This is a genomic window from Streptomyces sp. NBC_01294 (genome assembly GCF_035917235.1).
GTDB classification, from domain to species: domain Bacteria; phylum Actinomycetota; class Actinomycetes; order Streptomycetales; family Streptomycetaceae; genus Streptomyces; species Streptomyces caledonius.
The window spans coordinates 4,405,516-4,423,774 of sequence record NZ_CP108423.1; the positions used below are offsets into that span (position 1 = coordinate 4,405,516).

18 protein-coding genes are annotated in these 18,259 nt (G+C 72.4%); 8 read left to right on the forward strand and 10 right to left on the reverse strand.

All coding sequences use genetic code 11. The annotated features are described in order from the left end of the window. Positions 1-56 precede the first annotated feature (56 nt). Positions 57-689, reverse strand: a complete 633-nt coding sequence (locus OG534_RS19995; protein WP_326589470.1) for a response regulator transcription factor — start codon at positions 687-689, stop codon at positions 57-59. After that, positions 686-1,873: a sensor histidine kinase gene (locus OG534_RS20000; RefSeq protein ID WP_326589471.1), complete on the reverse strand. Its 1,188-nt coding sequence runs from the start codon at positions 1,871-1,873 to the stop codon at positions 686-688. The genes OG534_RS19995 and OG534_RS20000 overlap by 4 nt, the downstream gene beginning before the upstream one ends. 391 nt (positions 1,874-2,264) lie before the next feature. Here OG534_RS20000 and OG534_RS20005 point away from each other — a divergent pair, with 391 nt between their 5' ends. Next, entirely contained in the window at positions 2,265-2,822 is a 558-nt protein-coding gene (locus OG534_RS20005) for a GlcG/HbpS family heme-binding protein (RefSeq protein ID WP_326589473.1), read from the forward strand. Positions 2,823-2,854: 32 nt separating this feature from the next. Next, the gene (locus OG534_RS20010) at positions 2,855-4,267 is read left to right on the forward strand and encodes a M1 family metallopeptidase (protein WP_326589474.1); all 1,413 of its coding nucleotides are present in this window, start codon (positions 2,855-2,857) and stop codon (positions 4,265-4,267) included. A gap of 34 nt (positions 4,268-4,301) precedes the next feature. Here OG534_RS20010 and OG534_RS20015 read toward each other — a convergent pair whose 3' ends face one another. Together OG534_RS20015 and OG534_RS20020 are read right to left on the reverse strand one after the other, a co-directional pair. Then, positions 4,302-4,850 carry a GNAT family N-acetyltransferase gene (locus OG534_RS20015; RefSeq protein ID WP_326589476.1) on the reverse strand — a complete coding sequence of 183 codons (549 nt, stop codon included), beginning with the start codon at positions 4,848-4,850 and terminating at the stop codon, positions 4,302-4,304. A 152-nt stretch (positions 4,851-5,002) separates the two neighbouring features. Next, positions 5,003-5,578 (reverse strand): TerD family protein, encoded by a 576-nt coding sequence (locus tag OG534_RS20020; RefSeq protein ID WP_326589478.1) that lies wholly within the window; start codon positions 5,576-5,578, stop codon positions 5,003-5,005. A gap of 156 nt (positions 5,579-5,734) precedes the next feature. Here OG534_RS20020 and arfB point away from each other — a divergent pair, with 156 nt between their 5' ends. Beyond that, the gene (gene arfB, locus OG534_RS20025; RefSeq protein WP_326589479.1) at positions 5,735-6,160 is read left to right on the forward strand and encodes an alternative ribosome rescue aminoacyl-tRNA hydrolase ArfB; all 426 of its coding nucleotides are present in this window, start codon (positions 5,735-5,737) and stop codon (positions 6,158-6,160) included. Positions 6,161-6,381: 221 nt separating this feature from the next. Here arfB and OG534_RS20030 read toward each other — a convergent pair whose 3' ends face one another. Then, the gene (locus OG534_RS20030; RefSeq protein ID WP_442807232.1) at positions 6,382-6,975 is read right to left on the reverse strand and encodes a flavin reductase family protein; all 594 of its coding nucleotides are present in this window, start codon (positions 6,973-6,975) and stop codon (positions 6,382-6,384) included. A 304-nt stretch (positions 6,976-7,279) separates the two neighbouring features. Between OG534_RS20030 and cdgB the strand changes: the two genes are divergently transcribed. Continuing rightward, positions 7,280-9,034 carry a diguanylate cyclase CdgB gene (gene cdgB / locus OG534_RS20035; protein WP_326589481.1) on the forward strand — a complete coding sequence of 585 codons (1,755 nt, stop codon included), beginning with the start codon at positions 7,280-7,282 and terminating at the stop codon, positions 9,032-9,034. Positions 9,035-9,102: 68 nt separating this feature from the next. Further along, positions 9,103-10,131 carry a CBM35 domain-containing protein gene (locus OG534_RS20040; protein ID WP_326589482.1) on the forward strand — a complete coding sequence of 343 codons (1,029 nt, stop codon included), beginning with the start codon at positions 9,103-9,105 and terminating at the stop codon, positions 10,129-10,131. A gap of 68 nt (positions 10,132-10,199) precedes the next feature. Here OG534_RS20040 and OG534_RS20045 read toward each other — a convergent pair whose 3' ends face one another. The 4 genes from OG534_RS20045 to OG534_RS20060 form a co-directional block, all read right to left on the reverse strand. Continuing rightward, positions 10,200-10,694, reverse strand: a complete 495-nt coding sequence (locus tag OG534_RS20045; protein ID WP_326589483.1) for a hypothetical protein — start codon at positions 10,692-10,694, stop codon at positions 10,200-10,202. Between the two features lie 98 nt (positions 10,695-10,792). Then, a complete protein-coding gene (locus tag OG534_RS20050) occupies positions 10,793-11,713 on the reverse strand; it encodes a 1-phosphofructokinase family hexose kinase (protein ID WP_326589485.1) in 921 nt (306 codons plus the stop codon). Between the two features lie 111 nt (positions 11,714-11,824). Continuing rightward, complete coding sequence (gene nagA, locus OG534_RS20055) at positions 11,825-12,976, reverse strand: N-acetylglucosamine-6-phosphate deacetylase (RefSeq protein ID WP_326589487.1); 1,152 nt, start codon at positions 12,974-12,976, stop codon at positions 11,825-11,827. After that, entirely contained in the window at positions 12,976-13,908 is a 933-nt protein-coding gene (locus OG534_RS20060; RefSeq protein ID WP_326593717.1) for an ROK family protein, read from the reverse strand. Before OG534_RS20060 ends, nagA begins: the two co-directional genes overlap by 1 nt. A 176-nt stretch (positions 13,909-14,084) precedes the next feature. On the opposite strand from OG534_RS20060, the gene OG534_RS20065 reads away from it, so the two are divergent. The 3 genes from OG534_RS20065 (at position 14,085) to otsB (ending at position 16,633) form a co-directional block, all read left to right on the forward strand. Then, positions 14,085-15,389 (forward strand): extracellular solute-binding protein, encoded by a 1,305-nt coding sequence (locus OG534_RS20065; protein ID WP_326589489.1) that lies wholly within the window; start codon positions 14,085-14,087, stop codon positions 15,387-15,389. A gap of 119 nt (positions 15,390-15,508) precedes the next feature. Continuing rightward, positions 15,509-15,745, forward strand: a complete 237-nt coding sequence (locus OG534_RS20070) for a DUF3263 domain-containing protein (RefSeq protein WP_326589491.1) — start codon at positions 15,509-15,511, stop codon at positions 15,743-15,745. A 39-nt stretch (positions 15,746-15,784) separates the two neighbouring features. Then, positions 15,785-16,633: a trehalose-phosphatase gene (otsB, locus tag OG534_RS20075; RefSeq protein ID WP_326589494.1), complete on the forward strand. Its 849-nt coding sequence runs from the start codon at positions 15,785-15,787 to the stop codon at positions 16,631-16,633. Between the two features lie 166 nt (positions 16,634-16,799). Here the strand turns inward: otsB and OG534_RS20080 are convergent, their stop codons facing one another. After that, entirely contained in the window at positions 16,800-18,251 is a 1,452-nt protein-coding gene (locus OG534_RS20080; protein ID WP_326589496.1) for an alpha,alpha-trehalose-phosphate synthase (UDP-forming), read from the reverse strand. Positions 18,252-18,259 lie beyond the last annotated feature (8 nt).

Consider the following 18,259-nt stretch of genomic DNA (forward strand, 5'->3'; position numbering starts at 1 on the left):
ATGGTGTCACGGGTCCCGGGGCGTCCCGACCCCGGACGGAGGCGGGCGCAGCGACGTCAGGAGGGCAGGAGTCGCTGTTCCTTCGCCACCGAGACGGCGCCCGCGCGGGTGTCGACGCCGAGTTTGTCGTAGATGCGGCCCAGGTGGGTCTTGACCGTGGCTTCGCTGATGAACAGGGCGCGGGCGATGTCGCGGTTGCCGAGGCCGCGTGCCAGCTGGCCGAGGATGTCCAGTTCGCGGTCGGTCAGGGTGGGGCGGGTGCCGCGCATGTGGGCCATCACACGGCTGGCGACCGGCGCCGAGAGGGTGGTGCGGCCCTGGGCGGCGGAGTGGATGGCGGCGAAGAGCTCCTCGGGGCGTTCGGCCTTGAGGAGGTAGCCGGTGGCGCCCGCGCCGATCGCCCGGGTGATGTCCGCGTCGGTGTCGTAGGTGGTGAGGACCAGGACGTGCGGAGGCTGCGGGGGCTGCGGGAGCGCCGTGATGCGGCGGGTGGCCTCGACGCCGTCGATGCCCTCGCCGAGCTGGAGGTCCATGAGGACCACGTCGGGGCGGAGCTTGGCGGCCAGGGCGACCGCCTCCTCGCCGCTGCCCGCCTCGCCGACGACCTCGATGTCCGGTTCGCTGCCGAGGAGCGCCAGGAGTCCGGCGCGGACCACCACGTGGTCGTCGCAGAGCAGGATCGTCGTCATGGGGCCGGCTCCAGGGGGATGGCCGCGGAGAGGACGGTGCCCTCGCCCGGCGTGGATTCGATCGTCAGGGTGCCGCCGAGCTGGCGGACGCGGGCCCGCATCGCGGGCAGGCCGTGCCCGCGTTCGGCGGCGTCGGTGCGGGGCTCGGCGAAGCCGTGGCCGTCGTCGGCGATGTCGAGGACGACCTGGTCGCCCAGGAAGCTGAGGGTGAGTGCGGCCGTACGGGCGCCGGAGTGTTCGCGGACGTTGGCCAGCGCGCCCTGGGCTATGCGCAGCAGGGCGGACTGGACGCGGTCCGGGAGCGGGGCCGGGGTCCCTTCGAGGTGGAAGCGGACCTCGGTGTGCGGGCCGGCCTCCAGGGAGCGCAGGGCGTCGGCGAGGCCGGCGCCGTCCGCGAGCTCGGGCGGGGCCAGGTCGTGGACGAGCCGGCGGGCCTCGGCGAGGCCGTGCGCGGCGATGCCGGTGGCGGTACGGACGTGCGCGCGGGCGGTGGCCGGGTCGGTGTCCCAGGTGCGGTCGGCGGCCTGCAGCAGCATCTGCTGGCTGGACAGGTTCTGGGCGAGGGTGTCGTGGATCTCCATGGACAGCCGCTGCCGTTCCGCGAGGGTGCCTTCGCGGCGCTCGGTGGCGGCCAGTTCCCGGCGGGTCCGGATCAGGTCGTCGATCAGCGTCCGCTGGGCCTGGGCCTGGCGCTCCATGTGGACGAAGACGGCGGTGGCGAGGGCGGCGACGGCGGGCGGGGCCAGGAGGAGGTTGGGGTCGAAGGACTTGGCCAGCTGCAGCTGGGCGATCACCACGAGGGTCGTGAGGAGGGCCACCAGGACGATCGCGGCGCGCGGGGGGAGGGTGCGCAGGGCGGTGAAGAAAAGCGGTACGGCGCACCAGGCGAAGCTCGGCGCGAGGACGACCAGGACCACCCAGGTGGTGATGACCAGGCCGAGCCAGAGGAGGCGGCGCAGGGTGGGGGCGGCGCCGAGGGCGGGGCCGAGTACGTAGAGCAGGGCCAGGGTGATGCTGAGGGCGATGATCCACGGGGTGCGGGGTTCGCCGGGGTGGCGCAGGAGGAAGCGGAACAGGGAGGCGCCGAGGAGGAGGAAGAACGCGGTGTGGGCGACGGTCGCCAAGGTGCGGGTGTCGTCGCGCGGCGGGGCGGGTGTCACTGGGTGCTCCTCGGTCGGGGGCATGCGTCCATTGTCGGCTGCGGCGCCGCTGCCGGGGCTCCGGCCCGGGCCCCGCGCCTCAAACGCCGGCGGGGCTGAAAGAGGGCCGGCGGGGCTGAAAAGCGCGGGGCGCTGCCCCGGACCCCGCGCCTCAAACGCCGGCGGGGCTGAAAGAGGGCCGGCGGGGCTGAAAGAGGAGGGGGCCGTGACCAGGAAATACCTCGGCGGAGGCGGTGCGCATCGACCGATCGGTTGACCCCCGGGTCAACCGGTGCGGTGGGTGGCGGGAGCCGGTACGGGGACGGGGTGGCGGGGGCTTCGGGGAGAGGCTTGGAGCAGTGAAGGAGCCGGTCCGACCGGCCCGGACCGAACCCCAACCGATGCCGTCACCGTGTCACCGTTCTCAGGAGCAGAGATGAACACCCGTACCCGCGTTCTCACCGGTACCGCCCTCGCCGTCGCCCTGGGCGCCGGAGCCTTCGGTGCCGTGAGCGCCAGCGCGACCCCCGCCGCCGAGGCAGCCCCGGCCGCCGTCGCCGCGAAGAAGGACGGGCCGAGCGACAAGAACTTCACCACGACGACGCACCTCACCGTCGACGCCGCCACCCGCGCCGCCCAGGCCGCGCTCCAGGCCGCCCAGGCCGAGAACCAGCGGGTGACGGTCGCGGTCGTCGACCGCAACGGCAACACCATCGTCACCCTGCGCGGCGACGGCGCCGGCCCGCAGTCCTACGAGTCGGCGGAGCGCAAGGCCTTCACCGCCGTGTCCTGGAACGCGCCGACCTCGGTGCTCGTGGGCCGCCTCGCCCAGACCCCGAACCTGAAGGACATCCCCGGCACCCTCTTCCTCGGCGGCGGCACCCCGGTGCAGGTCAACGGCGCCCCCGTCGCGGGCATCGGCGTGGCCGGCGCCCCGAGCGGCGAGCTGGACGAGAAGTTCGCCAAGGCCGGTGTCGACGCGCTCAACAGGTAGCCCGACCGGGCAGCCAGCCTAGGATCGAGTGCGTGGAACACCGCGCACTCTCCCGCCTCGCCGCCCCTGCCGTCGCCGCCCTGCTCGCCCTCACCACGGCGTGTACGGGGGAGACGGTGCAGGGGCGGCCGGGTGCGTCGGGGCTGCGCGATCCGTACTTCCCGAAGGCCGGCAACGGCGGCTACCAGGTCGAGCACTACGCACTGGACCTGGACTACGACCCCGCCGACGGGGAGCTGCACGGCAAGGCCGTCATCACCGCCCGCGCCGAACAGGGGCTCAGCTCCTTCAACCTCGACCTGAGCGGCCTGAAGGTCGAGAGCGTGAGCGTCCAGGGCGAGGGCGCCCGGTACAACCGGACGGGCAACGAGCTGACGGTGCGCCCGGCCGAGGACCTGAAGAAGGGCGAGGTCTTCCGTACGGAGGTCGAGTACGGCGGGAAGCCGAAGGCCCTCGTGGACGCGGACGGCTCCAAGGAGGGCTGGATCACCACCGAGGGCGGCGCGGTCGCCGTCGGTGAGCCGGTCGGTTCGATGACCTGGTTCCCCGGCAACCACCACCCCAGCGACAAGGCCACGTACGACATCACCCTCACCGTTCCGCACGGCTACGAGGCCGTGTCGAACGGCGAGTTGCGCTCCCGTACCGAAGGCGCGGACGGGCGGACCGAGTTCGCGTGGCAGAGCCGGGAGCCGATGGCGAGCTATCTGGCCACGGCCGTCGTCGGCCCGTACAAGGTGACGACCGGGCGGACGGCCTCGGGGATCGCGCTCTACAACGCCGTGACACCGGAGCAGGCGGTCGCGAGCGCGGGTGAACTCGCGCGGCTGCCGGAGATGGTGGAGTGGGGCAGCGGCCGGTTCGGCGCGTACCCCTTCGGCACGGCGGGCGCGATCGTGCTGCCCGCCGAGACCCTCGGGTACGCGCTGGAGACCCAGACCAAGCCCGTCTTCCCCGGTGCGCCGGTGGAGGAGGGCCTCCTGCTGCACGAGCTCGCCCACCAGTGGTTCGGCAATTCGGTGTCGCCGAAGTCCTGGAAGGACATGTGGCTCAACGAGGGCTTCGCGACGTACGCCGAGTGGCTGTGGGACGAGGACCACGACGGGCCCACGGCGCAGGAGCGCTTCGAGGCCTTCCTGGCCGGCGACACGGACGTCGACCTGGCCGCCGACTCCGACTGGGACGCCTTCCCGCCGGCCTCTCCGCCCGGCCCCGAGCACATCTCCGGGAACCCGGTGTACTACCGCGGCGCGATGGTCCTGCACCGGATCCGGCAGGAGGTGGGCGACGAGAAGTTCTTCGCCCTGCTGCGCGGCTGGGCCGCCGACCACCGGTACGGGAACGCGAGCACGGCCGACTTCACGGCCTACGCGCAGGAGCAGACGGGCCACGACCTGAAGAAGGTCTGGGACGTCTGGCTGTACGGGAAGGCCCGGCCGAAGTAGGCATCATGCCGTCCTGGCGCTACGGGGTACGCCGCTACGGGGTTTCGAGCGGCTTGCGCAGCACCGTGCAGTCGCGGCCCCGTTCGCGGTCCTCGGCCCGGCGCACCGCGACGTACCCCCGGGACTGCCAGAAGGCGAGGGCCTTGGGGTTGTTGTCCAGTACGGCGATCTGCACGCCGCTGCGTCCGGCGGCGCGGAACCGGTCCTCGACCAGGGTGGCCACGGCGCGGCCGTATCCCTCGCGGTGCGCGGTGGCGTCGATGAGCAGCAGGCCGATCCACGGGTCCGGATCCGGGGTGGGCTCGGCGGCCGGCTCGCCCGGGTCCGGGGCGGGCGTGTGGGCCAGGGTGGCGGCGAGACCGACGAGGCGGCCCGCGGAACGGGCGAGGAGGACCTCGGCGCCGTCATGGGCGAGCTCGTCGGCGAGGGCGGCGGCGACCTGTTCGACCGTGATGCGGTCCGGGTCGGGGAAGTCGCCGCTGAGTTCGAAGAACGCGTGGTTCGTCGAGTAGAGGGCGGCGATCTCGGTGAGGACGGGGCCGGGCAGGGCGCCGTCCACCGGGACGAGCGGTTGGATGATCACCTGCCGAACGGTAGCGAAGCCCCCTCCCCGGACGGCCGGGAGGGGGCTTCACCAGCGTTGGTGTCCGCTCAGTGCCGGACCGAATGGAGCCGATGGAGCCGATGGAGCCGATGGAGCCGGTGGAGCGGGTGGAGCAGGTGGAACGGCTGGACTCAGACGTTGACGCCGAAGTCCTGCGCGATGCCGGTGAGGCCCGAGGCGTAGCCCTGGCCGACCGCGCGGAACTTCCACTCGGCGCCGCTGCGGTAGAGCTCGCCGAAGACCATGGCGGTCTCGGTCGCCGCGTCCTCGGAGAGGTCGTAGCGGGCGATCTCGGCGCCGCCGGCCTGGTTCACGACGCGGATGTACGCGTTGCGGACCTGGCCGAAGTTCTGGCTGCGGGTCTCGGCGTCGTAGATGGAGACCGGGAAGACGATCTTGTCCACGTCGGCCGGCAGGCCGGCGAGGTTGACGTTGATGGCCTCGTCGTCGCCCGCGCCCTCGCCGGTGCGGTTGTCACCGGTGTGGACGATGGTCTGGTCCGGGGTGGACTTGTTGTTGAAGAAGACGAAGTGGCCGTCGGAGACGACCTTGCCCGTCGGGTTGACCGCGATCGCCGAGGCGTCGAGGTCGAAGTCGACGCCGGTCGTCGTACGAACGTCCCAGCCGAGGCCGACCGTGACGGCAGTGAGGCCGGGGGCCTCCTTCGTGAGCGAGACGTTGCCGCCCTTGGACAGGCTGACAGCCATGGGATTGTCCCTTTCCTCATCCAACATGCACGTACAGGCGGTCAAACTACCGCTGACCCTCATAACGCGGCGATAGGCCTGTCGAGTTCCCGTCGTGAAATGTGGATGACGGTAAATGCGGTGACGGGGGTGGGGCGGGGGCGGGATCATAGGGGCATGCCTGGTCCCTATGTCATCCGCGGTTCGGTCGTGCTCCCCGAGGGCGAGCTCGCCTGGCGCTTCTCGCGTTCCTCCGGGCCGGGCGGGCAGCACGTGAACACCTCGGACTCGCGCGTGGAGCTGATGTTCGACCTGGCCGCCACGAAGGCGCTGCCCGATGTCTGGAAGGAGCGGGCGCTGGAGCGGTTGGCGTCCCGCCTGGTGGACGGGGTGGTGACCGTACGGGCCTCCGAGCACCGCTCGCAGTTCCGCAATCGGGAGATGGCGCTGGTCCGGATGGCTTCGCTGCTGGCGGAGGCGACTGCGCCGCCGCCGAAGCAGAGGCGGGCGACGAAGATTCCGCGCGGGATCAATGAGCGGCGGCTGCGGGAGAAGAAGGCGCGGGCGGAGACGAAGCGGGGGCGCACCGCGCGGGACTGGTAAGTGCGGCCCGCCGTGGCTGGAAGGAACGGGGCTCCGCCCCGGACCCCGCGCCTCAAACGCCGGCGAGGCTGAAAGATCGCCTCAAACGCCGGCGGGGCTGGATGTGCCCGGCGAGGCTGGATGTGCCGGGCGGGGCTGGATGTGCCGGCGAGGCTGGATGTGCCCGGCGAGGCTGGATTTGGCCCGGCGGGGCTGGATGTGCCGGCGAGGCTGGATTGGGGCTACTGGCCCAGGTGGCGGTAGCGGCCGCGGAAGTAGGTCAGGGGAGGGGAGTCCGGGGAGGGGAGGGCTGCCGTCAGGACGTGGCCGATGACCAGGGTGTGGTCGCCCGCCTCGACGCGGTTTTCCGTGCGGCATTCCAGGGTGGCCAGGGCGCCCGTCAGCAGCGGCGCGCCCGAGGCTTCGCCGCGGACGTACGGCAGGTCCGCGAAGAGGAGCCGGTCGCTGATGCGGCCCTTCATCGCGAAGCGGCCCGCGACCTGGAGCTGGTGGTCGGCGAGGACCGAGACCGCCCACAGCGGCTGCTCCGCGAGCAGGTCGTCCATCCGGGATCCCTCGCGCAGGCTCACCAGGACCAGGGGCGGGTCCAGGGAGACGGACATGAAGGCGGTCGCCGTCATGCCGACGTCCTCGCCGCGCGCGCCGTCCGCCGCCTCGTGTGCCGTGATCAGGCACACGCCCGCCGTCAGCCGGGCCATCGCGGCCCGGAACTCGTCATTGCTCACTCCCTCAGCATGGGGGCTCCCCCGGAGCGGGGCGGGCGCGGGGGTCGGTACGGGTGTCGGTACAGGTGTCGGTACCGGGGTCGTCTTCAGCACGCTGAAACGCTAATCTCGCCCTCCGCGACACACATCGGGCCCTGGTCCGAGTCGCGTCCCCGCCCCTTGGCCTAGGCCCGGGCGTATCGTTTGCTCTCGGGAATGTGAGGGAGCGCTCCCAGTCGGCACGAGCCCCACCGCGCACCATTGTTCATCTCATGTGACTTGAGTCACAGAGAGCAAGATTTGTTGACCCTGTGTACCTGCCGCACAGCTCACTGTGATTCAGTGGACGGGACACCGCAACGAAACGCCGATGACAAACCTGGAGTTGCTGTCGAGGTCTCGGGGAGAGCGAGCAATGGAGACCGAGTCGGAGCCGTACGTCCGTCTTGCGACCCTGCGGCAGCTGCACCGGGTGGTGGCCGAGCTCAATACGGCCCGGAGCCTGGCGGACACTCTGCAGACCGTCGTGGACGGCATCGTCGTGGGCCTCGGCTACGAACTCGCCTGTGTCAACCTCGTTCGCCCGGACGGTGATCTCGTCGTCGCCGCCTTCGCCGGCGACCCCGCCGCAGAGGCTCTCATCACCGGTCGCGTCGGCTCCCGCGCCTCCTGGGACCGCCGTCTGACGATGGGTGAGAACTGGGACGGGCTGCGGTTCATCCCGCACACCGAGGGCTGGGTCCTCATGGAGGACGACGTCCCCCAGTGGCACACCGACGGCCCCGATCCGCGGTTCGAGGACGAGTGGCACCCCGAGGACCGGCTCTATGCGCCGATGTATGCGTCCGGCGGGGAACTTCTGGGTGTCATTTCGGTGGACAGACCGCGCAATGGGCGCCGGCCCGGCGCGTGGGGCCGCGAAGCGCTCCAGATGTACGCCTTCCAGGCGGCGATTGCGATCAGCAATGCGAGGCTGCGGGCGAACATGCAGCGGGCCCTCGTGAGGCTGGAACGCGAACAGCAGGCGCTGCGCGCCAGCGAGGAGTCCTTCCGCCAGGCCTTCGAGTACGCGCCCAGCGGCATGGCCATCGCCGAGATGGGCGGGGACCAGCACGGCCGGCTGCTGCGGACCAACGACGCGCTGTGCCGGCTGCTCGGCCGGCCGGCCTCGGTACTGCGCCGCTACTCCTTCTCCGACCTGGTCCACCCCGAGGACATCGGCACCCTGCTGCGCACCTCCGCCGAGGGCGGCCGCGCCGAGCTGCGCCTCGGCCGGCGCGACGGCACGTATGTATGGGTCTCGCTGCGCAACTCGGTGGTCGCCGACGCCGCCGACGGACCCCGGTTCCTGCTCACGCACGTCGAGGACATCGAGGAGCGCAAGCGGCACGAGCTCCAGCTCGCCCACCGGGCCAGCCACGACTCGCTGACCGGCCTGCCCAACAGCGCCGAGCTGCGGTCCCGGCTCGGTGCGCGGCTGTGCCGCAGACCGCAGTCCGTACGGGCGACCGCGATCGAGGCGCTGGACGCGGCCTTCGAGGGGCGCGACGCGCACACGGGGCACGTGGGGCACGACGGGTACGAGGTGCGGGTGGAGGCGGCCGGTGCCGGTGCCGGTGGTGGCGGTGAGCACGGCTTTCAAGCCGACGGGCCGGACCGCTTCACCGGACCCGACCCCTTCGACTACTCCGGGGCGCCGGCGGCCCCGACGGACGGACCGTACGACCACCACGTGCACACGGTGGCGCCCTCGACCGAGGTCGACGACGGGACGAAGGGGCTCGCGGTGCTCTTCTGTGACCTCGACGGCTTCAAGTCGATCAACGACCGGTTCGGGCACCACACGGGCGACGCGGTCCTGATCGAGGTCGCCCGGAGGCTGACGACGGGCGTCAGGGACGGTGACACCGTCGCTCGGCTGGGTGGTGATGAATTCGTCGTCCTCGCCGACGGCCTGGGCGCCGCGGACGCCGCCGATCTCGCGGTGCGGCTGCGCAACGCGATCATCCCGCCGATCCGGGTGGACGGCCGTGCGGTCCGTGTCGGGGCCAGTTTCGGCATCGGCTGGGCCAGCTGCGGGATGTCGGCGGACGAGGTGCTGCGTTCCGCCGACCAGCGGATGTACATCGAGAAGAGGTCCCGCTCCAAGGCGCACCGCCGGGCCGGCTGAGGCGGTCCGTCACCCCTGGGTGCACGTGTTCGGGGTAGGCTCCCGGGGGTCGAAAGGAGTGACCTGCGATGACGACGCCCGCGAACAACGGCCCGCACGGTGGGGCGAACAAGCCCGAGGACGACGATCCGTTCGGCTACCTCTACGAGGACGGCCAGGCGGCCGGAGCCACCCCGCCCTCGTCGGGCGGTGGATACGGCTATCCCGGGACGTCGGGCGGCGGTCACCACGGAGCACAGCCCGGTGTCCCCCGTACCTCGCACCACCAGGTGCGGACGGTCGGCGACCGGCGCAACGGCGGCCAGCGCGGACCCGTCCCGCACCAGCAGAGCCCTGCGCAGCAGCCCCCGTACCCCCAGTACCAGGCCCCGGAAGCCCTCCAGGCGGGCGGCTACGGCGTTCCGCAGCAGCCGCAGTCCCACTCCGCGATGAGCGCGCAGCCCGGCGGCCACGGCGGTGGCGGCGGCTCCAGCCGCAGGAGCCTGATCATCGCGGCGGTCGCGGTGGTCGGCGCGGTCGTGATCGGCATCGGCGCGGCCATGGCCTTCTCCAAGAAGGACGACGACAAGGGCAAGGGCAACGCGGACGGCGGCCAGCAGTCGGCGGCCCCGCAGAACCCCTCGGCCGCGCCCCCGAGCGGCTCGCCCAAGCCCTCCGAGGCCCCGCTGCCCAAGGGCGAGGCGGCCGGTGCGGGCATGGTGCTGACCGGTGGCGCCCGGCTGGAGAACACGGTGCCGGGTTCGAAGAGCTCGGGCGGCCAGTACGTCGGCGGCTTCAACCAGCCCGGTGCGGCGCTCACCTGGACCGTGGACATGCCGGAGGCCGGGGAGTACACGCTCTTCGTGAACTACGGGGTGCCCGGCAAGGACGCGAAGGCGACCCTCACGGTCAACGGGCAGAACCCGACGCAGTCCTTGAACCTGGCGAACTTCTCCAAGGCCGAGGCGGGCGCCTGGGACAAGGGCTGGACCCGCACGTTCGCGTTCGTCACCCTCAAGAAGGGCACCAACACGATGAAGATCTCGTGCGAGCCCGGCAACCAGTGCGAGGCGGTCTTCGACCAGCTCGGCATGGCGCGCGGGCACGTCAGGCGCTGATCACGCGAAGAGGCCCGGCCCCACCGCACACGCGGCAGGGCCGGGCCTCTTTGCGTTCCCGGCGGCGGTCAGCCGCAGTGGACCCAGCCGGTGGTCTCCTTGTGGGTCTTCTCGAGGTAGCTGGAGTCGTTCCCCAGCCAGGCGCCCGTGATGTGGCCGGAGAGCTTGACGCACTGGCCGGCGGCGGAGACGTAGACGGGGCCCGCGTACTGGGTGTAGGCGCGCTGGCCGTCGACGTCGGACTTGCCGTTGCTGGTGGTGATGGAGATGCCCATGCCGTCGGATACGGCGAACTGGGAGTCGCGGCGCAGGATGGCGCAGTTCTTGCCGGTGGACTTGTTGTAGTACAGGAACATCACGCCGGCGCCGGTGGCACCCGCGTGGTCGCCGAGCGGGTAGGCGTCCTGCTGGTAGTAGCCCGCGCCGCAGGAGCCCCCGGAGATGGTCTGGGCCTGGGCGGGGACCGCGGCGAGGGCGGAGATGGCCACGACTCCGGTGGTGGTGGCGAGCAGGTTGCGGACGAATCGGTTCACGTGGAACAGCCCCGTAAGTTCGAAGATCAATTGAGCTTGTTGATCTTAGATCGCCCTTGTCCGTGCTCGTGCACCCGATGATTCGTCAGTGCTCCTGCCTCTACTGAACGTTGACGGACGGTCAGCTCTCAGTTTCCGGCGGTGACGCAGACGCCGAGCCGCAGCTCCTCGTAGAGGGCGGGGTCGAATTCGCCCGCCACCGGGGCGAGGACCGTGGCCGCCGACAGGGCGACCGCGCGGGTGAGGCGGGCGGGCCAGTCCAGGCCCTCCGCCAGGGCCGACAGCAGGCCCGCGACCGCGGAGTCGCCGGCTCCGGTCGGGTTGCCGGACAGCTTGCGGGGCGGGGCCGCCTGCCAGGTGCCCTCGGGGGTGGCGGCCAGCAGGCCGTCCGGGCCGAGTGAGGTGACCACCGCGTGGGCGCCCCGGCGGCGGGCGTCGCGGGTGGCGGGGTGCGGGTCGCGGGAGCCGGTGAGCTCGGCCAGTTCGGCGGCGTTCGGCTTGATGATCTCGGGGCGGGCGGCGACCCCGCGGCGCAGGGCCTCGCCGCTGGTGTCCAGCAGGACCGGGACCCCGGCCGCGCGGGCCGTCCGGACGAGCACCGCGTACGCGCCCACCGGCACGCCCGGCGGGAGGCTGCCGCACAGGGCCACGGCCCGGGCGGCGCGCGCGAGTTCCTCGTACCGGGCGAGGAACTGCGACCACTCCGCGGGCGTGATCAGCGGACCCGGCTCGTTGAACTGGGTGGTGTCGCCGGAGGCGTCGTCGGTCACGGCCACGGTGCGGCGCGTGGTGCCCGCGCAGGGGACCAGGGCGTCCACCACCCCCGGGGACCGCGCCAGCAGTCCGCGGACGACGGCGCCGACCGGGCCGCCCGCGAAGCCGGTCGCCGTCACCTCGTGGCCGAGCGCGGCCAGCACGCGGGCGACGTTGATCCCCTTGCCGCCGGCGCGTTCGGTGACGGCGGTGACCCGGTGCGAGGCGTGCGGAAGCAGTCGCGGCACGCGGTACGTGACGTCGAGTGCGGTGTTGAGCGTCACGGTCAGGATCATGGGCACTCCCGGGTCTGTTGCTGCCGGGATCATGCCAAAGACCGGGCGGTCGGCCCAGTACCGGGGTCGACCGCCTCCGTGCGCACCGCCGCTTGGCCGTCAGATCCGCCCTCAGTCGAGGGGGCTGACGATCCATTCGCCGCGCCGCATGACGCCCTTGACGTCGAATCCGGCGTCCAGGACGACGAGGTCCGCGTACTTGCCGGGCTCCAGCGAGCCGATCTCGTCGTACAGGCCGATCAGCTTGGCCGGGTTGGCGGAGATCGCCTGGACCACGGACTCCACCGGCAGCCGGTCGAGGGTCACCGAGCGCTTGAACGCGGTGTCCAGGGTCAGCGTCGAGCCGGCGATGGAGCCGCCCTCGACGAGCCGGGCCACGCCCTGCTTGACCTCGACCTCCAGCGGGCCGAGGTGGTAGGTCCCGTCGCCGAAGCCGGCCGCGTCCATCGCGTCGGTGATCAGCGCGACGCGGTGCGCGCCCGCGTGGTGGAAGGCCAGTTCCAGGGCCGCCGGGTGCAGGTGGGTGCCGTCGTTGATGAGCTCGACGGTGATCCGCTCGTCCTCCAGCAGCGCGGCGATCGGGCCGGGTTCGCGGTGCGCGAGGCCGGGCATCGCGTTGAAGAGGTGGGTGGCGACGGTCGCTCCCGCGTCGATGGCGGCGCGCGTCTGCTCGTACGTGGCGTCCGTGTGCCCGATCGCGGCGATGACCCCGTGCTCGGCCAGCAGCCGTACGGAGCCCAGGCCGCCCGGGAGTTCGGTGGCGAGGGTGAACATGCGGGCGGCGCCGTGGGCGGCGTCGATCAGCTTGCGGACCTCGGCCGGGTCGGGGTCGCGGAGCAGGTCCTCCTTGTGCGCGCCCTTGCGGCAGGGGTTGATGAACGGCCCCTCGAAGTGGATGCCGGCGATCTCGCCCTGCTGCGTGAGTTCGGCGAGCAGCCCCGCGCGCCGGGCCAGTTCGGCCAGGTCCCCGGTGACCGTGGAGGCGACCAGGGTGGTGGTGCCGTGTTCGCGGTGGGTGCGCACGCCCTTGAGGACGTCCTCGGCGGTGCCGGAGGTGAACGAGGCGCCGCCGCCGCCGTGGTTGTGCATGTCGACGAAGCCCGGGACGATCCAGTGCCCGGACAGGTCGACGATCCGGGAGCCCTCGTGGGCGCTGCCGGCGATGCGGTCGCCTTCGACGATGACCCGGCCGCCCGCCACGGTTCCGGTGGGCAGCACCACCCTGGCGCCGGAGAGAACGGTGCTGTGTGCGCTTCCGGACATCAGGCAGGTACCTCCGTGGCGAGTAGGTCCCAGGCGAGCAGCCCTGCGCCCAGGCATCCGGCGGTGTCCCCGAGGGCCGCCGGCACGATGTGGGGGAGCCGCTGGAACGTCACGCGTTCCTCCACGGCCGCCCGTAGTGGTGTGAACAAGGTTTCCCCCGCCTCCGCCAGGCCGCCACCGATGATCAGCGTGTGCGGGTCCAGCAGGGTGATCGCGGTGACCAGCCCGTCGGCCAGGGCGCCGACGGCGGCCAGCCAGACCTCCCGGGCGCGCGTGTCGCCGGATGCGACGGCCTTGGCGCAGTCCGCCGCGTCGGCCTCGGGGTCGCCGGAGGCGGCCGCCCAGGCGCGGCTGACGGCGGAGGCGGAGGCGAGGGTCTCCAGGCAGCCGCTCTGGCCGCAGCCGCAGGCGGGGCCGCCCGGGCGCACCACGATGTGCCCGATCTCGCCCGCGTAGCCGTGGGCGCCGGCCTCGATGCGGCCGACGATGCCGATGGCGCCGGCGATGCCGGTGCCCAGGGGGACGAAGAGGAAGCGGTCGGCGCCCCGGCCGGCGCCGATGCGGCCCTCGGCGAGTCCGCCCGTGCGCACGTCGTGGCCGAGGGCCACCGGGATGCCGCCGAGACGGCTGCTGAGCAGGGCGCGCATCGGTACGTCGCGCCAGCCCAGGTTCGCCGCGTAGACGGCGATCCCGTGGTCGGCGTCGACGATGCCGGGGACGGCGACCCCGGCGGCCGAGGCGGCCCGCCCGAACCGGTCCCGACCGGTGTCGAGCAGCTCGGCGGCGAAGTCCAGGATCGTCTCGACGACGGCCTCGGGGCCCCGCTCGCGGCCGGTGGCGCGGCGCGCTTCGTGGAGCAGGGTGCCGTCGTGGGCGACGAGGGCGGCCTTCATCCCGGTGCCGCCCACATCGAGGGCGATGACGTGTTTCACGGGTTTCACAGAGACAGTCTCGCGTGCTCGGCGGGGAAAGGTCTAGTCCATTGAGGGGGATTGTTGAGTGGCCATACAAATTCGGGGCCCTGGTCGGGAGCTCGATGTGGACGAGCCGCCAAAGTGGTGTAGACCTTACGTGGATCGTACGTACAACATGGGGTGGATCGAGAACTGTGAAGGGTCGTTACCTGAGGCTGGCCGCGTCCGGCGCCGCGCTGTGTCTGACCGGCGTGACGTTGACGGGCTGCGGAGCCGTCGGCGGACTCACCGGGAACAACGAGGTGACCCTGCGGGTCGTGGCGGCCGACTACGGGGACAATCCGCAGAACTCCTCGGCCGCCTACTGGGAGGACCTCGCCGCCACCTTCGAGCAGGCCAACCCGGGCATCGACGTCGAGGTCAGCGTCTACTCCTGGTCCGAGGTCGACGCCAAGGTCGCCGAGATGGTCAAGGCCGGCAAGGCCCCCGACATCGCGCAGATCGGCGCCTACGCCGACTACGCGGCCGCCGGCAAGCTGCACTCCGCGGCGGAGCTGCTCTCCGTGAAGACCGAGGCCGACTTCCTCGGGCCGCTCGCCGACGCGGGCAAGGTCAAGCAGGTCCAGTTCGGGCTGCCCTTCGTGGCCAGCACCCGGCTGCTCTTCTACAACGAGAAGCTGCTGACCGACGCGGGCGTGCTCGCGAAGGACGCCAAGGCCGGCAGCTGGCAGCCGAAGAGCTGGGCGGAGCTGGAGGCCGCGGCGAAGAAGCTCAAGGCCGCGGGCGTGCCCACCCCCCTCGCGCTGCCGCTGGGCCGCGAGGAGGCGCAGGCCGAGACGATGATGTGGATGCTCGCGGGCGGTGGCGGCTACACCGACAACGAAGAGGCGTACTCCATCGACTCCGCCGACAACGTCAGGGCGCTGGAGTTCCTGCGGGACAAGATGGTCGGCCAGGGGCTGACCGGACCGGTCGAGCCGGGCAAGCTGGACCGGCAGGCCGCCTTCGAGGCCTTCACCAAGGGCGAGGTCGGCATGCTCAACGGGCACCCGACCCTGCTGAAGCAGGCCGACGCCAAGGGCGTGAAGTACGGCATGGTGCCGCTGCCGACGTCCGACGGCAGCCAGCAGTCGGCGATGGGCGTCGCCGACTGGGTCATGGCCTTCAAGACCGGACACCGGCAGGAGTCCGGGAAGTTCCTGGACTTCCTGTACCAGCCGAAGAACGTGACGGCCTTCACCGAGAAGTACGACCTGCTGCCGGCCACCACCAGCGGCTACCAGGCCAAGCAGGCCGCCGCGGGCGGCTCGGCCCCGCAGCTGAAGACCTTCCTGGCGGCGCTGCCCAGCTCGCGGCTGTACCCGGTCGGCAAGAAGTCCTGGGCGGGCGTCAGCGAGGACATCAAGCAGAACATCGGCAAGTCCGTCCAGCCGGGCGGACAGCCTGCGAAGGTGCTGGAGGAGATCGCCACGGCGGCCCGCGCGGCGGACCCGCGGTAGCGGTTGGCGCTGCCGGTTGGTGCTGCCGGTTGGCGCTGCCGGTTGGCGGTGGTGTACCGGGCGGGTGCGGCGGGGGTGCTGTCGGAGGTGCTGTCGGAGGTCGGCGTTAATCTGGCGGTATGACGGACGAGGGGCAGTTGACGGCCACGGAGGCCGCGGTGCTCGCGTACGAGGGACGCACCTGGACCGGGCCCGGAGCCAAGGAGCGGGCCATCCGCGAAGGGCTGGGGATGACCCCCGTCCGCTACTACCAGCTGCTGAACGCACTGATGGACGACCCCCGGGCGCTGGCCCACGCACCGGGCACGGTCAACCGGCTGCGCAGGATCCGAGAGGCCCAGCGGGCCCGGCGATAGCCGTAGCCGTCGCCGCGTGGGGCCGTTAGGGTCGTGCGTATGGGGAGCCATCCGCACGACTTGCCGATGCCCGTCACCGCAGCCGGACGCGAGGGACTCGAAGCCCTGCTCCGCGCACCCCGCCGGTCCGTGGTCGCCCTGGACTTCGACGGCACCCTCGCCGACATCGTCCCCGACCCCGACCAGGCCCGAGCCCACCCCGGAGCCGTCCCGGCCCTCTCCGCACTCGCCCCCGAGGTCGACTCGGTCGCCGTGATCACCGGGCGGCCGGCGGGCGTCGCCGTCCGCTACGGGGGCTTCGCCGGGGTCCCCGGCCTGGAGCACCTCGTCGTCCTCGGCCACTACGGGGCCGAACGCTGGGACGCCGTCTCCGGCATCGTCCACGCCCCCGCCGAGCACCCCGGGGTGGCGGCGGTACGGGCGGAGCTGCCGGGGTTCCTGGACTCCATCGGGGCCTGGCGCGGCACCTGGATCGAGGAGAAGGGCCGGGCGCTGGCGGTACACACCCGGCGGGCCTCGGACCCCGCGGCGGCCTTCGCGGCGCTGCGGGAACCGCTGTCCGAGCTGGCCGCCCGCCACGGGCTCATGGTGGAGCCGGGCCGGGCGGTCCTGGAGCTCCGGCCCCCGGGCATGGACAAGGGCGTCGCCCTGACGGAGTTCCTGGCGGAGCGGGACGCGGAGGCGGTGCTGTACGCGGGGGACGACCTGGGGGACCTGGCGGCGTACTCGGCGGTCGAGAAGCGGAGGGCCGATGGGCTGCCGGGGCTGCTGGTGTGCAGTGGCTCGGCCGAGGTTCCGGAGCTGGCCTCGCGGGCGGACCTCGTCCTGCCCGGGCCCGGCGCGGTGGCCGCCTTCCTGGCCGACCTGGCCAAGGCCCTCCGCCCCTGACCGCTCCGCCTGCGTGTGCGGCGCCGCTGCCGGGGGCCAGCCCCCGGACCCCCGCGCCTCAAACGCCGGCGGGGCTGAAAGATCGCCTCAAACGCCGGCGGGGCTGGAGTTGGTTGCCGGCGTTTGAGGCGCGGGGTCCGGGGCGGAGCCCCAGGGGTTGGGATGGTCAGGTGCGGAGGTCGGACAGTTGGGCCTCGAACCACTGGGCCGGCGGGAGGGCCGTCGCCGTCGCGGCCAGGCGCTTCGTGCGCTCCGCCCGCTCCCCCACCGGCATGGACAGCGCCGCGTGCAACGCCTCCGCCGTCTGCGTGACGTCGTACGGGCTCACCGTCAGCGCGTCCTGCCGCAGCTCCGCGTACGCCCCCGCCCCGGTGGACAGCACCAGCACGCACCCCGCCTCCGACACCACCGGGATCTCCTTCGCCACCAGGTTCATCCCGTCCCGCACCGGGTTCACCAGCGCCACGTCCGTCATCCGGTACACCGCCAGCGACCGCGCGAAGTCGTCCTGCACCGACACCAGCACCGGTTGCCAGTCCTCCGTCCCGAACTCCGCGTTGATCTCCGCCGCCAGCTCCCGCACCGACTCCGTGTACTCCCGGTACACCGCCAGGTCCTGCCGTGACGGGTACGCCGAGGCCAGGTGGACGACCCGGCCCCGCCACTCCGGGTGGACCGTCAGCAGCTCCCGGTAGGCCAGCAGTCCCCGCAGGATGTTCTTCGACAGCTCGGTCCGGTCCACCCGGGCGATCGTCTTGAGGTCGCCGACCTCCGCCCGCAGCTGCGCCAGCTTCTCGTCCACCTCCGGCCGGTGCGCGAGCGCCCGCAGTTCGTCCGCGTCGACCCCGAGCGGGTACACGGCCACGTCCGTCCGCTTGTGCCGCACCGGGCTCCACGGGGACTTGCGGATGTACCGCTCCCCGCCCGTCCCTGCCGGGAACGCCGGCTCGGCGATGCCCCGCTCGTCGTCCAGGTGCGCGCCGCCCATGAACGTGTGCGCCCACGCCCAGGTGTGGAAGCCCACCACGTCCGCCCCGAGCATCCCCCACATCAGCTCCGACCGGATGTCGTCCGGAAGCATCCGCAGGAACTCCTGTGAAGCCCACGGCGTGTGCGTGAAGTGCGCGATGCGCAGGTCCGGCCGCAGCTCACGCAGCTGCCCCGGCACCAGGGCCAGGTGGTAGTCCTGCACCAGCACGCACGCGCCCTGCGCCGCCTCCTCGGCCAGGGCCTGCGCGAAGGTCCGGTTGTACGCCACGTACGAGGCCCACTGCCGGTGGAACTCCGCGTCGAAGACCGGCTCGCGCGGGACGTCGTACAGGTGGTGGTGGGTGAACCACAGCACAGAGTTGGCGATGCCGTTGTACGCGTCGTCGTACATCGTGGGATCGATGTCCAGCATCCGGACGCCCGGCTCGGCGACACCCCGGCGGACCGCCTCCCGGTCCGCCTCCGACAGTGCCGCGCAGATCCACAGCGCGTCCGGCTGCTCCGCGAGGGCCGCGGAGAGCCCGGAGACGAGACCGCCCCCGCCGCGCCGGGCACTGAGCGTGCCGTCGTCGGAGAGGGCGTAGGAGAGCGGGCCGCGGTTTGCCGCAACGAGTACCTGAGAAGCCATGCGGCCAA